The organism is Candidatus Paracaedibacteraceae bacterium (assembly GCA_019636055.1).
Taxonomy (GTDB): domain Bacteria; phylum Pseudomonadota; class Alphaproteobacteria; order Paracaedibacterales; family Paracaedibacteraceae; genus Paracaedibacter.
The window spans coordinates 251,653-266,247 of sequence record JAHBYH010000003.1; the positions used below are offsets into that span (position 1 = coordinate 251,653).

Here is a 14,595-nt window from a genome sequence, read left to right on the forward strand (position 1 = left end):
CTATAATCATGAACAAAAATATGGTTTCACAAAACACGTTAATCTCGTATAGGCAAAGTCATCTGCGAGGCACCCTGCTCGCTCATAAACATATCCCTGGCGATAAATCCATTTCGCATAGAGCTTTGTTCTTGTCTGCTTTGGCAACGGGAACAACCGAAATTGTTGGCATCAATGCGGGCGAAGATGTTGAGCATACTCAGCTTGCTCTGGAATCACTAGGCGTTCAGATTGAAAATGCCGGCCCACAAAAAAAGATCGTCCATGGTCTTGCAGGCAGAGCACTTATGCAACCAGCAAACCCTTTGTATTTAGGGAACTCCGGGACATCAACACGGTTATTGGGTGGATTTGTTGCCCCCTTCCCTATTCAGGTTACTCTTTATGGCGATGCTTCTTTATCTCAAAGGCCTATGCGTCGGATGATTACACCATTAAAGGAGCTTGGCGCTAGGTTTGAAACCAATGATCATGAGACTTTGCCCTTAACGATTCATGGTGCAAAAAAGCCGATTGGGATTCATTATAAAGTTCCGATTCCCTCAGCGCAGATTAAAACGTGTGTCTTACTCGCTGGCATGAATATTGAGGGTGTTACATCTGTCTATGAACCTATAAAAACAAGAAATCATACTGAACTTATGATGGAATATCTTGGTATTCCCTTGACTGTGGTTGAATCTGAGACTGGTGGGACAATTTATTCTATTCAAGGCAAGCAGCCGTTTAGTGCGAAAAATATTCGTATCCCTGGCGATCCATCTGCCGCTATATTCTTTGCTGTTGCCGCAGCAATAACGCCTCAATCAAATATCACAATTCGCGGGCTTAACTGGAACCCCTATCGCCGTAGAGCTTATGAAGTTCTTCAGCAAATGGGAGCCAAAGTGACCGTACTCGATCAATCGATGTCCTGTGGTGAAATTATTGCCGATATCCAAATCGAAGCGGCGGATCTTAATGCTGTCAATCTCGAAGCATTTGAAGCTCCGTCCCTGATTGATGAGTATCCGGCAATTGCGGTTGCCGCTGCGGCTGCACGCGGAACCTCAACATTCAAAGGATTAAGAGAACTTCGGTACAAAGAAAGTAACCGTTTGGAAGCAATCTTTAAAAACCTGATGAACTGTGGCATTGACGTCAGGGCAGATGATGATACCTTGATTATTAAGGGTACTGGCGGAACACCGATATTTGGCGGGATTACAGTTAATGTCTTTAAAGATCATCGCATTGCTATGGCTTTATATATATTAGGCATGATTGCTCGCAATCCTATTATCATTCAAGGCGCAGATTGTATTGCTTCTAGTTTTCCAAACTTCCACCAAGTATTTGAGAACTTATCCTTTATGCATGCGGCATAGATCAAGTACGCCTTGTAAGATAAAGGTTGCTGCCATTTTGTCGACGACCTCTGATCGTCGCTTGCGACTCATGTCAGCTTCAAGCAGCGTTCGTGTAACGGCAACTGTACTCAGGCGTTCGTCCCAAAGAAAGACAGGTATGTCATGTTGTTGTAAGAGTGTATCAATAAGTTTTTTGACAACCTGAGCTTGGGCCCCTTCTGTGCCATTCATATTGACCGGCCAACCGCTGACGATACAGGATACTTTATACTCTTTAATAATTTTGATTAAGGCGGCAATATCCGCAGATAGATTTTGTCGTTTAATTAGGCTATGAGCTGACGCAATCATCCACGTTTGATCACTGACCGCGACACCAATTGTTTTATTGCCAATATCCAGTCCCATAGCGCGGGTTTTTGTTTGGGATATGGGGACTAGATCTTGCTGGGTGATGAGTGGCACAGTTAACCTGTTAATTTAAGAAAATTCACATAATCATAGCATAAAAAGTAATTTTGATAAATAAGCTTGATTTATTTTGATCCATCACTTCATAGATAAATCGAGAGCCTATGCATAAAGAACTATTTTCTTAGGTTACAAAAAACCTTAAGAATGGGGCCTCAAAAATTTAACCTATTAAATTAACGCTGTTTTTACTTTTCTTCTTTAAGATAACAAAGATGTATAAAAAAGTCCGTGCAGAAGTATGTGAGTGGTGCTATTATTTTCCTAAAGTTTTAGCTAAAAGAGGAGCAACGTTCGAATGACAAAAACCCATACAATTACCTTGATTCAAGGGGATGGAATTGGTCCAGAAGTTACAGGCGCAACACGCAAAATTATTGATGCAACCGGCGTCAAGATCAACTGGGAAATTTGTGAGGCTGGTGCTCAGGTTTTTAAAAAGGGTTTGTCAACAGGTGTTCCTCAAGAAACGGTTGACTCCATTATGCGAAATAAGATTGCTTTAAAAGGCCCACTTGAAACTCCGGTTGGGCATGGTGAAAAGTCCGCAAACGTTACACTGCGTAAGATGTTTGAAACCTATGGTAATATCCGCCCCGTTCGCGAATTTCCTGGCGTTGCAACCCCTTTTTCAGGTCGTAATGTTGACTTAGTTATTGTGCGTGAAAATGTTGAGGATCTGTATGCGGGTATTGAGCATATGCAAACCCCTAACGTTGCTCAGTGTCTAAAGTTGATTTCTAAGCCTGGTTGTGAAAAAATTATTCGCTTGGCATTTGAGTTTGCTCGTGCTGAGGGGCGTAAGATGGTTCATTGTGCGACCAAGGCAAATATTATGAAAGCAACTGAAGGATTGATGAAACGGACCTTTGAAGAAATTGCTAAGGAATATTCTGATATCCAAGCACAACATATCATCGTTGATAATTGTGCGCATCAGCTGGTGAAAATGCCTGAAATTTTTGATGTTATCGTGACAACAAACATGAACGGCGATATCCTCAGTGACCTTGGGTCTGCCTTAATTGGTGGGCTTGGATTCGCTCCGGGGGCCAACATCGGTGATGATTTCTCTATTTTTGAAGCCGTTCATGGATCCGCACCGAAATATGCGGGGCAAAACAATATCAACCCAACAGCTGTGTTGTTGTCAGGTGTCATGATGCTACGCCATATTGGTGAGTTCGAAGCGGCCGAAACAATTGAACAAGCACTGGTTGTTACTCTTGGTATTGATAAAGTCTATACCCGCGATGTCCACGGAGATGCAGGCTCTGTATCAACAACAACGTTTACAGACAAGATTATTTCAAACTTTGGACGTAAACATCCGCAGTGGCAAGAACGCCCATACAAACCGATTAACATGCCAAAATTGACCGATGCGCAAAAATCTATCGAAGTTAAAACACGCAGCGTTAATGGGATAGACTTATTTATTGAAGCGCACAACGATCTTGATGGCATGGGACGTAAATTGACCGATCTTGCCGGATCTGCTAATATGAAATTGAAAATGATTTCAAACAGAGGGGTAAAAGTTTATCCAAACGATCATGGAACTGAACCGGATCTGACAGATTGTTTCCGTTGCCGTTTCGTCTCAAAAGATGGATCGGATGTTAATGATAACGATATTATGAAGCTTGTCTCTCTTGTAAATTCAGACTATCGCTGGATGCACATAGAAAAACTTAATGTATTTGATGGTATAGCTGCATATTCAAAAGCACATGGTGAAGACTAATTCGTTGGGGAGGTTCGCCTCCCCTTTTTTTTATTGACTTAGGAATTAGGAGAATTATTATGACAAATCTCGTTTTGACTTCTCCGACGACTTTAATCTTTGGAAAAAAAGAATATCGCTGTGCGACTGGTGCGGGCGGATTCAAAGAAACCAAAGTTGAAGGCGACAAAGCGACACCTGTTGGTGTATTTAGTTTAAGATATGTATTTTACCGGCCTGATAAAATTGAGGATAAACCATCGCAGCGATTGACCTGTCGTAAATTAAATAAAAACGATGGTTGGTGTGATGATCCCAAAGATCCGCGGTATAATAACCATATCCGCCTGCCCTATGCTGCTCGTCACGAAGAATTATGGCGCGAGGATGATGTTTATGATGTTATCGTTGTAACTTCTCATAACAGCATGCCGGTGATTCCAAACAATGGTAGTGCTGTATTTATTCATGTTGCTCGTGACGGTTATACACCAACCGAAGGGTGTATTGCTCTTGCTAAAGATGATTTACTCGAGATTCTTAGAAACGTCGTGCCTTCCACTCAAATTATAATCCCCAATTTTGATAAAAAATTAAAGCGTGCTTAATATGTGCTTGATTGGATCCTAGAAAAAATAGCCTATCTATGTTATAATTTCCCAAACAAATCCTTGGGACTATTTAATATGAAAAAAATTATAGTGCTGTCTTTATTATTTTCTTCTGCAATTGCCAAACCTGAAACCTTTATTTCACGATTTGGAGCCCCTAAGCACGATGGCACAGAGAAGAACATGCCTTTCGTCAATCCAGATGCCCCTAAGGGGGGACGGCTTCGTATGGCAACGGTTGGAAGTTTTGACTCCCTAAACCGTTTGGTTATTAAAGGTTTTCCGGCCGAAGGGTTAACAATGACTCAGGATACCCTTATGCGGAAAATTGCTGATGATCCGCACTCGGTATATGGGATAATTGCTGAAAAAGTTGAGCTTGAGAAGGATAACTCAGCGGTTACTTTTTTTATCAATCCAAAAGCAAGATTTCATGATGGTAGCTCGATCACTACTCAGGATGTAAAGTTCTCGATCGAAACATTGCGTGATAAAGGATTGCCACGCTATAAGAAATACTATTCTCTGATAAAAGAAATAAAAATCATCGATGACAAAACTATCAAAATCGTATTTCTGCCAGACGACAAAGGATCTTATGACAAAGAAATGCCAATTATCATGGGGAACCTTATCGTCTTACCTAAGAAAGCGCTTGAAGGAAAGGATTTTTCTGCTATTACGCTTGAGGCTATACCCGGATCTGGCCCGTACAAAGTTAAATCACACGAATTTGGTCGCAAGATCATTTATGAACGCGTTAAGGACTATTGGGCAGCTGATCTTCCGATTTTGAAGGGAACATTTAATTTTGATGAAATTTCTATCGAATATTTTAAAAGTGACCATGCTTTGCGTGAATCTTTAAAGGCCGGTGAAATTGATTTTTATATGGAAGTAGATCAGAAAAGTTGGAATACAGCCTATAATTTTCCTGCCGTCAAAGATGGGCGTGTGGTTAAATTCCAAAATGAACATCATCGGCCTGTTGCAGTGCGCATGATTATCTTTAACATGAAAAAAGCAATATTTGCTGATCGCCGTGTGCGTAAAGCGATTGCTTTGGCGTTTGATTTTAATCAAATTAACAAAACCCAATATCATGGGTCCTTTAAAGAAGCGCTTAGTCTTTTTGCAAATACTCAGTTCCAGCCAAAAGGAAAACCGTCTGAGGATGAGGTAAAGATTTTGAGTCCGTATAAAGCGCAGTTGGATGATGAAATCTTCCTAGATTCAATTAAACCGTCATCAATTGATCGTCGAGCAGCCTTAAAACAAGCTGATGCACTCCTGAAAGACGCTGGGTGGGTCATTGAAAATGGTAAGCGTGTTCACAAAGATACCAAGGAACTCCTTGCATTCACATTTACGCTAAAGGATCCGCGGATCGAGGGGGTAGCTCTTGAGTTCCAACGAAATCTCAAACCACTTGGTATTCAGATGACCGTATCAAAGATTGATACAACCCAATATGAAAAACAATCCGTTGAAAAGACATTCGATGTCATTCTTCATACTTGGGCAAACTCGATGTCTCCCGGAATTGAACAAACTTATTATTTCGACCCCAAAATGGCCGATCAGGCAGGCAGTTCCAACTATATTGGTATTAAAAACGAGGCTGTTTATGCTCTTGCTCAAAAAGTTGCAAATGCATCTTCAGAACAAGAATTAATGACTGATGTAAAAGCGTTAGACCGTGCTGTTATGGGGATGTATTATCAGATCCCCGGTGTTTACGATAACTTAACCTGTATTGCCTACTGGAAAGATAAGCTCGATTTCCCGAAATATGATCCTGATATCGGAGTGAATGTTCCCGAGTGGTGGTGGGCAAAATAATGAGGTTGGCTCTTTATCAACCCGAAATCCCGCAAAATACAGGAACATTAATTCGGTTGGCTGCCTGCCTTGGTGTGCCTTTGGATATTATTGAGCCTTGTGGGTTTATCTGGAATGATAAAAAGCTAGAGCGAGCCGGTATGGATTACATTGAGCTTGCTAATGTGACTCGCTACTGTTCCTATGCTAGTTTCCGTGATGCCCTGCCCCATCGCTTAGTATTAATAGACACTAAAGGCGAAACCGCTTATCACAATTTCAAATTTCAACCGAATGATATCTTGATGTTAGGTCAAGAAAGTGTTGGGGTGCCTGAATTCGTATTCAGCGACATTCCCGATCGGGTTGTTATTCCCATGCAATCGGGAGCACGCTCTCTTAATGTCGCAATTGCGGGGGCAATGGTTCTTTCTGAGGCATTGCGACAATGTTCTGGTAAATAAAGTTCGATGAATGATGGGGTTTAATACTCTCCAGACTTTCTTGCATCGAATTCCCGTTAAAATAGGAGAATACCTTGTTAAATCTGTATCATTCAGTTAAGATTAAGTAAAGTTTTAGGTGGAGATGTATCTGTGAAACGGTTGTGGGGACTTGGGATTTTGGCTTTACTTGTGGGCTGTTCGGGGCCAAAGACTAAAGCATCAAAGGATTTATGTTCCGGGACCAAAAAACCTTATACGATTCAAGGTATTAAGTATACCCCTCAGGATCATTACGATTATGAAGAACATGGCGTTGCCTCTTGGTATGGACCTGGGTTTCATAAGCGCCCGACGTCATGTGGCTCTATTTACGATATGCACTCCTTAACCGCAGCTCATAAAACGTTGCCAATTCCATCTGTTGTTGAAGTTACGAATGTCGAGACGGGAAAAAATTTAGTTGTTGTTGTTAACGATCGCGGCCCTTTTGTTGGTAATCGAATTATTGATTTATCTAAACGAGCTGCGCAAGAGTTGGGAACGCATAATAAAGGCTTAGGCAAAGTACGAGTCAGGGCTCTTCCCGAAGAAAGCAAGGCTTTAGCTGCGCACCTTAAACAATATGGCCGTTATGGAATTGACCCATCAGGCCGTAAATGGGACGACATTTATTTTCAAGAAATTGCCGGGAAAACGCCTGCCCAAGACGTTATGAATCGTGAACCTGAAATTCGCAAAGCTGTACTTCGTTCTGATGACCAGTACAAGCCCACGCTAAAACCGGCTGTTTATCGTCCATCAGTACAAGTTGCAAAGGTACAAAATCTAACCTTTACCAAGGATGAGGAAGATATCTTTGAGGATATGCTTGCTTCAAAACCTAAAATTAAACCGAAGGTAAAGTCTCAACCTGTTCGGGATGAGGATATTATTCTAGAAGATTTGAGTAAAATCTCCCCCAAACAGAAAGCTTTATCTCGTACAGGTCATTTTATTCAAGTTGGTAACTATATCCAAAAGAAGAACGCTGACAAAGCAGGAAAAATCCTTAAAAAACATGGCAAAACTTCTGTAACAAAAGATAAAAAATCAGGAAATATGTATACCGTAAAGATAGGGCCCTATACGAATCAGCAGCAAGCGCAAAAAATGCTTAAACAGATTTCTGCCGAAGGGCACCACGGCGCAAGACTTATTATGAATTAGGAAGACGGAGAGAGATGTGGCAAATAAGTTTATTTTAACTTTGATGATGGCAAGTTTATTGACTTGTGTTGAAGCAAACCAGAAAAAACATAAAAAGAAATCAGTTTTGAAACAGGCTGTTGTGGAAATACAGCCAGCCCCCCCTCCCCCAGTTATCCCTGGTGTACCTGCTGCGATAGCGGCATCTTTAAGGATTGACACGCAAGCGGAACAAGCTTTGATCATGGACTATAACACAGGAAAAGTTTTATTTGAAAAGAACGCTGATGTTCCGATGTATCCGTCATCTATGACAAAAATTATGACTGCCTATATGGCGTTTGATAAGATGAAGCGCGGGCAAGTGCAGCCAACCACACCTGTGTTGATCAGCGAAAAAGCTTGGCGTACAGGTGGATCGCGGATGTTTTTAAACGTAAACACTCAGGCAACGATTGATGAATTACTACACGGTGTGATCATTCAGTCCGGTAATGATGCCTCGGTAGCTTTGGCCGAAGGATTGTCTGGATCCGAAGAAATTTTTGCTGCAGAAATGACACAAAAGGCACATGAATTCGGTTGCATGCAAACCACGTTTAAAAATGCAAGTGGTCTACCGGATCCGGACCATAAAACAACAGCCCGAGATCTGGCGACCATTGCCTATCGTGTGATTCATGATTATCCGGAGCACTATCCGCTTTTTGCAAAAACATCCTATACCTATGGTGGGATTACCCAGCCGAATCGTCATCCACTGCTTGACAAAAATATTGGTTGTGATGGTCTTAAGACCGGTATGACAGATCTTGGGGGGTATGGTGTTGTTTCTTCTATTGCCACAACTGATCCAAATGGAAATACAAGTCGCTACATCATGATTGTTAATGGCTGTAGGACAAGTAATATCCGTGCAACAGAATCTATGAAGCTTGCAAATTGGGCACAAAAAGCATTTACATCGGTACCACTGGCTAAAAAAGGTGTCTCTATACAAAATGCACCCGTTTACGGAGGGGCAGAGAATATGGTCCCTGTTAGTGTTTCAAAAGATGCTTATGTCACAGTTCCCACTATCATGAAGGATCAAATCAAGTATGAAATAAAATTTGACGACAGTGTTCAGGCACCGATTGCTCAAGGTCAGACTCTTGGTAAATTTTTAATAACAGCCCCTATGTATGAACAGCCCCTGGAGTTTGATCTTATTGCAGACAAGCCGGTTGAGCAAGCTGGTATTTTCAAGAAAATCTGGAGATCTATTACTCATATTTTTGGCGGTAAGTAATGACCAGAGGCAAATTCATAACCTTTGAGGGTGGTGAAGGTACGGGAAAATCAACGCAATGCCAACTTTTGGCTGAATACCTTCGACTCAAAGGTCATTCTGTGATTATTACGCGTGAACCTGGTGGGACTGATGGTGCTGAGCTTATCCGTGCCCTACTTGTTTCAGGTGATGTGAATCGTTGGTCTGGGATAACCGAAGCTTTACTGCTCAATGCGGCACGTGTTGATCATTGGGAAAAAGTGATTAAACCTGCGCTTGACTCGGGAACTTGGGTGATTTGTGATCGTTTTGCCGATTCAACCATTGCCTACCAAGGCTATGGACGGGGATTAGATGTTAATTTTTTGCGCAATCTTCATGAATCGGTCTTACCAAATGTTTGGCCTGATCTTACCTATATCTTTGACCTTGATCCAGAGATCGGCATATCCCGTGCTCTATCTCGGCATACCAGTGAAATTAGATTCGAAAAATTAGAGATCGATTTTCATAATCGGATGCGTGCCGGTTACCTTGATATTGCTAAAGGTTTTCCTGAACGGTGTCGGATTGTTAATGCTAATCAGGATATTCAAGCTGTGCATAATCAGGTTATAAGATTTATCACTTGATTCTGCGCTAACCTTAGTCATTATCCACGTTCTTCGCTTTAATTTCTGCTCTAAGTCGCTCGTATTTTTGGTGGGCTTGATCAAGTTCTTCTTGATTGAGTTCCGCCCGCACATCATTACGATATTTAGTTGCATCGATTGTAATGTCACCGAGGTCGTCAATATTGTCTGCTGCTAATGATAAATATACATAGGCATCTTCAAGATCGCGCGGTACACCATCACCATTTTTTGACATGATGCCAAAGTTAAATTGACTCGGGCCATATCCACGTTGTGCCGCAATTTCATAATACATTTTTGCGGTGTGAATATCTTTTGGGATAATATCCCCATGTAAGTACAAGCCTGCTATTGTATCCAGTGCAGGTCCATATCCTGCATTAACGGCATTTTGTAGGTAGGGCATTCCTTCTGATATATTGGGTTTATCCCCAAAAATCAAAATCAGTGATGTGTAAAAAGAGGCTTTGATGTCACCTTTGTTGCTCAGTGGCTTTAAATATGCCAAAGCCTCGTCTGATTTACCTTGATAAATAAGGCTGATACCGTGATCAACCTTTGGTGTGGCTAAACAAAAACTTGTTGTTAGCGCTAAAATAGTGAGTGTTTTCATCAAAACCATAGTTTAGACAGTTCAAAAAATATATAGAAAACTATACTAAAAACTAAAATCCTTGTAAACCAATAACCATATCCTGGCACGTTGTCATTAACATATGACATCATTATTTCTTTAGTAGACGGTAGTTTTTTATGCTGCCGTCCTTCTTCTTCCAATGGTGTAGGAGAATCAGATTTAGCCATATTAACCTCGTTTTCCAATGTCCACGTATGGTCTTTCCTTGACACCTGTGTACAGCTGACGCGGACGGCCAATTTTTTGCAACGGATCACCAATCATTTCTTTCCATTGTGCAACCCACCCTACTGTTCTAGCCAAAGCAAAAATAACAGTAAACATAGATGTTGGAATCCCCATGGCTTTGAAGATAATCCCTGAATAGAAATCAACGTTAGGATAAAGTTTTTTCTCAATGAAATATGGATCGCTGAGTGCAATGCTTTCTAATTCCATAGCAATATCCAGTAGCGGATCATCTTTGATATTTAATTCTTTTAAGACCTGATGACATGTTTCCCGCATGACTTTTGCGCGTGGATCATAATTTTTATAGACGCGATGCCCGAATCCCATCAAGCGGAACGGATCATTCTTGTCTTTTGCTTTATTAACATATTCCTTGATGCGACTTGGATCGCCAATCTCTTGAAGCATTGCTAGCGCTGCTTCGTTTGCGCCACCATGTGCTGGCCCCCAAAGGGCAGCAATCCCGGCAGCCATACAGGCAAATGGGTTTGCAGCACTGGATCCGGCCAAGCGAACCGTTGATGTTGACGCATTTTGCTCATGATCCGCATGTAAAATCAAAATCTTATCCATAGCATTGGACAAGACCGGGTTAATCTCGTATGTTTCTGTTGGTACTGAGAACATCATGTGCAAGAAGTTACTTGCATAATCAAGATCATTCCTTGGATAGACAAAGGGCTGCCCGATGGAATATTTATAGGCCATAGCAGCAAGTGTCGGCACCTTAGCAACCAAACGATAAGCTGCAATTTCACGCTGCCTTGGGTCGTGAATGTCTAGACTATCATGATAGAAAGCCGATAAAGCCCCAACAACCCCGACCATAATTGCCATAGGGTGAGCATCACGGCGGAAACCACGATAAAATGATGGGATTTGTTCATGAACCATTGTGTGCATGGTTACATTCTTAACAAAGTCATTTTTTTGCTGTTCAGTTGGTAAATTACCATACAGCAAGAGGTAAGATACTTCCATGAAATCACTTTTTTCAGCGAGATCTTGAATTGGATAACCACCGTATAACAGGACTCCCTCATCACCGTCAATATAGGTAATTTTTGACTCGCAACTTGCTGTTGATGTAAATCCCGGATCAAAAGTAAAAAGCCCTGTTTCATTATACAGGGCTCTTATATCAATGACACTGGGACCACATGCCCCATGCAATACCGGTAATTCAATCGTTTTTCCATTATAGATAACTTTTGCGGTTGATTCATATTTTTGTATTGGCAAAGTCACTTTATTCCCCTCAGATTTATATATCTAGAATTATTCTAAATTGAATCCGATTAAGAATCAATTAACAATAAACACTGAAGGATGGCTTTAAAATTTTCTTAAATTAAATTACAGTTAATTACAGTTAAAAGCACGAAAGTTACCTGATGCTATATTTTCTTAAAGTCTTGTTTATTGGTCATGCCCTGTCACTTGATGTCGGTGATGAATTTTCAATCGGGGTTAGGAACAATCAAGCTAAAAAATATCATATTTTCGAAAAAGATGGCGATCTCATCCTTGAAATAAAAAAACAAACCGATGCAAATTATAAATCAAATCACCCCTGTCCCAACGACGATAAGATTAATTTATCGGATCATAATAAGATAGTTGTTTGGCACGGTAGTGCAGTTCGTACTTATGAACAAGAGAGACAGGCTGCATAATATTGTCTCAAATAATTTCTCGTTATTGCAACTTGGCAGATTTAAGAATTCGTTACTTCTAGTATTAGAAATAGAGGGATGCTACGATTAAAATGTATTCTATTGACGGGGGGGTAAAATGAAGCAATTTTTAGGGGTGTTTTTTTCAACATCCATAGCGTTTTCAGCGGATTATTCTGATTGTTCTGATGGGTATCCATCATCACCGCCTGACACTCAGTCAGAAATAAGTAGTCGACCGAGCAGCCCATCCCAAGAAGATGAGGCTGTTTTTACATGGCATGGTCTTAAAATGGGGGACGCAGCAGCAATCAGTCTTCTTTTAGATCAGAACTTGACAACAAGCGAAGTATCTATAGCTATAGAGATACTTGAAGAATTGGCATCGGAAAATAATATCTATGCTCAGGAATTATTGGTTAAGTGTTGGATTTATGGAAGCTTGGGACTTGGAAACACGCAGCAGAACCAAAGTGAGCGCTTGCAACACCTTTGGACCTATGCAGAAAATAATACGCTCGTTCATCGCTATCTTATCGAAAGTTATATGGAAGGTTATTTTGGGATCAGTGTAAAGAAGAAATCTCGACTGAAAAAAGCTCGACGCTTTGCTTTAGATCACTTAGATTCCCCTGGTGTTGGAGATCTTGTCATTCTGGCTTTAAAAGAAAATATGCTTGGATTCAAATCAAAACGTGAGTATTTAAAACATATTAAAGGTAGAAACGGTCGCTGGCATATTATCCCCGGAGATAAAACAGAATTAACAGCAATTGAATCCTTAGCCGAACAGCATAACTCTAGTGCTCAGGCTTTTCTAATAGAGTGCTATATGGATAGTCGCTATGGTGCTGATTTTTGGGATAAGGCACGCTTTAAACTTATTCTTGAAAAAATGGAAGCCCTAGATTCAGGAGAGAACCCACACGTAGGAGTCTTGATTTTATCAGTTTGGCAACAAAATTTACTAAATTATAGAAAAAATAGACACGCAGAATATCTTAAAGAGTTGAGGCGTTTAAAAGGAAAGTATGGTCATCTATACGATGATGCGCCAACCCTCAGGAACTACAATCAATTTGAACTCCTTAGGGATTAACGACAGTTCGACATAAGAAGGTCTATCCAGCAATAGAATCCGTCATCCTCGACGAGCAAAGCTAAGGTTTTCTAGCGAAACACTAGCTTTGCTCGTCGGAGATGACGAACCTGTCTGATCTTTCTTATATCGAACTCACGTTAGGGGTTATGTTGGATAAAAATTATTTGTTGTACCTTAAGGGTTTTTTAATCCTGTTCTGATACAGTGAAGGTCTAACAGGGAGACAAGTCAAGATGACTAACAATGTTTGTGTCGCTTCCGATTCTTCAGAAACCCAAGAAAGCATAATTGATTATTTATTGAAAATTAAACCGGCTGGTGCTGCCTTCCATGCTGTTATGTTTAATATGTCTAAACTTTTGCCTTTTAATCGTGAGCCGGCAAAAATTGAAGTTGCTCTTGCGGAAGTGAACCGAATATTTCTTCCGCTAAAGGCAAAAGTTTATAAATTGCTTAATCATAATATTGTCTGCATTATTGAAAAACAACCAATCATCTCAATTGAACGAGCCATATCACAGTTTAAACGTACGTTACCCATTGATCCTATTTTATCAGATGCGTTAAGAAAAGATGTTTTCTGCCAATTATTTGATCTCGGTTTACGGTGGCGAGATCTTGATGATATCGTGCAGGACATTGAAAATGATCCTTTGTTTAGGATCCGGAAGCAAGATGTGGACGGTAACTCTGTAACAATGATTGATCGGGGGATTGATAGCGAGACATTAAACAGTTTGGACCGAATTATTAGTGGATCAGATTTGCGACCTTATTTAAAAAGACAGTCTATTTTTTGGTATGATGGTAAAGAAAAACCCCATAAGATTGCAAGCCATCTTTTCCTATCTGTACAAAAGATCCAAGAGAAATTGGCGATTAATGAATCAATAACAGCCAACATTTGGTTGTTTAAACATTTAACAACAATCCTTGATAAGCAGACACTCACGATAATGAAAGAGTTATTGATGGCTCATTCTATTGAGAGTCTCCATGCCAATATAAACCTGAGGACAATTATATCCTCAAATTTTTACCGATTTTTTGATTATTACGAAAAACAAAAACCATTGTCTTTTTGTATCGATATTGTCGATTATATGGCGCATCCGGAAGCAATGCTTTTCGCGAGAGAACTTCTTAGAAAAAAAGATTGTCGGTTAATTTTAAGCGGGATAACCGCGGATCATATACGTGTTTTAAATTTTGAAAAAGTTCCTGCAAGCTTGTTTAAATTAAAGTGGAGTAACGGAATTATAGAGAACAAAACCTTAATAAGGGATCTTATTGATGTTTTCGGTGCCTATAAATTTATTTTGCATCAGTGTTCAACCGAGCGAGAAATTCTAGAGGGTCTTGACTGTGGAATCGAACAATTCCAAGGATTTGGGATAGAAAAATTACTTGACGCAAAAAATCTAGTTTAGTG

The 14,595-nt window shown here is 40.4% G+C and carries 15 protein-coding genes; 11 read left to right on the top strand and 4 right to left on the bottom strand.

Annotation, left to right across the window (positions count from 1 at the left end; all coding sequences use genetic code 11):
* Positions 1-8 precede the first annotated feature (8 nt).
* Positions 9-1,367, top strand: coding sequence for a 3-phosphoshikimate 1-carboxyvinyltransferase (gene aroA / locus KF820_06840; GenBank protein MBX3458053.1), 1,359 nt, complete (start codon positions 9-11; stop codon positions 1,365-1,367).
* Here aroA and ruvX read toward each other — a convergent pair.
* Entirely contained in the window at positions 1,344-1,814 is a 471-nt protein-coding gene (ruvX, locus tag KF820_06845) for a Holliday junction resolvase RuvX (GenBank protein ID MBX3458054.1), read from the bottom strand. The two genes, aroA and ruvX, sit on opposite strands and share 24 nt — an antisense overlap.
* Before the next feature lie 304 nt (positions 1,815-2,118).
* Between ruvX and KF820_06850 the strand changes: the two genes are divergently transcribed.
* From KF820_06850 to KF820_06880, 7 genes are all read left to right on the top strand, one after another.
* Complete coding sequence (locus tag KF820_06850; protein ID MBX3458055.1) at positions 2,119-3,567, top strand: NADP-dependent isocitrate dehydrogenase; 1,449 nt, start codon at positions 2,119-2,121, stop codon at positions 3,565-3,567.
* Positions 3,568-3,626: 59 nt separating this feature from the next.
* Positions 3,627-4,154, top strand: coding sequence for a L,D-transpeptidase family protein (locus tag KF820_06855; protein MBX3458056.1), 528 nt, complete (start codon positions 3,627-3,629; stop codon positions 4,152-4,154).
* A gap of 78 nt (positions 4,155-4,232) precedes the next feature.
* A complete protein-coding gene (locus KF820_06860) occupies positions 4,233-5,999 on the top strand; it encodes an ABC transporter substrate-binding protein (protein ID MBX3458057.1) in 1,767 nt (588 codons plus the stop codon).
* Entirely contained in the window at positions 5,981-6,442 is a 462-nt protein-coding gene (locus KF820_06865; GenBank protein ID MBX3458058.1) for a tRNA (cytidine(34)-2'-O)-methyltransferase, read from the top strand. Before KF820_06860 ends, KF820_06865 begins: the two co-directional genes overlap by 19 nt.
* Before the next feature lie 132 nt (positions 6,443-6,574).
* Positions 6,575-7,630, top strand: coding sequence for a septal ring lytic transglycosylase RlpA family protein (locus KF820_06870; protein MBX3458059.1), 1,056 nt, complete (start codon positions 6,575-6,577; stop codon positions 7,628-7,630).
* A 16-nt stretch (positions 7,631-7,646) separates the two neighbouring features.
* The gene (locus KF820_06875; protein MBX3458060.1) at positions 7,647-8,900 is read left to right on the top strand and encodes a D-alanyl-D-alanine carboxypeptidase; all 1,254 of its coding nucleotides are present in this window, start codon (positions 7,647-7,649) and stop codon (positions 8,898-8,900) included.
* Positions 8,900-9,514, top strand: coding sequence for a dTMP kinase (locus KF820_06880; GenBank protein MBX3458061.1), 615 nt, complete (start codon positions 8,900-8,902; stop codon positions 9,512-9,514). Before KF820_06875 ends, KF820_06880 begins: the two co-directional genes overlap by 1 nt.
* Positions 9,515-9,527: 13 nt before the next feature.
* Here KF820_06880 and KF820_06885 read toward each other — a convergent pair whose 3' ends face one another.
* From KF820_06885 to gltA, 3 genes are read right to left on the bottom strand one after another with little or no spacing between them, the layout of a single operon-like run.
* Positions 9,528-10,130 (bottom strand): sel1 repeat family protein, encoded by a 603-nt coding sequence (locus KF820_06885; protein ID MBX3458062.1) that lies wholly within the window; start codon positions 10,128-10,130, stop codon positions 9,528-9,530.
* Positions 10,130-10,321: a hypothetical protein gene (locus tag KF820_06890; GenBank protein ID MBX3458063.1), complete on the bottom strand. Its 192-nt coding sequence runs from the start codon at positions 10,319-10,321 to the stop codon at positions 10,130-10,132. The genes KF820_06885 and KF820_06890 overlap by 1 nt, the downstream gene beginning before the upstream one ends.
* 1 nt (position 10,322) lies before the next feature.
* The gene (gene gltA / locus KF820_06895; GenBank protein MBX3458064.1) at positions 10,323-11,621 is read right to left on the bottom strand and encodes a citrate (Si)-synthase; all 1,299 of its coding nucleotides are present in this window, start codon (positions 11,619-11,621) and stop codon (positions 10,323-10,325) included.
* A gap of 158 nt (positions 11,622-11,779) precedes the next feature.
* Between gltA and KF820_06900 the strand changes: the two genes are divergently transcribed.
* From KF820_06900 to KF820_06910, 3 genes are all read left to right on the top strand, one after another.
* Positions 11,780-12,061, top strand: a complete 282-nt coding sequence (locus tag KF820_06900) for a hypothetical protein (GenBank protein MBX3458065.1) — start codon at positions 11,780-11,782, stop codon at positions 12,059-12,061.
* 118 nt (positions 12,062-12,179) lie between these two features.
* Positions 12,180-13,160, top strand: a complete 981-nt coding sequence (locus KF820_06905; protein MBX3458066.1) for a hypothetical protein — start codon at positions 12,180-12,182, stop codon at positions 13,158-13,160.
* A 236-nt stretch (positions 13,161-13,396) separates the two neighbouring features.
* A complete protein-coding gene (locus KF820_06910) occupies positions 13,397-14,593 on the top strand; it encodes a hypothetical protein (protein ID MBX3458067.1) in 1,197 nt (398 codons plus the stop codon).
* Positions 14,594-14,595 lie beyond the last annotated feature (2 nt).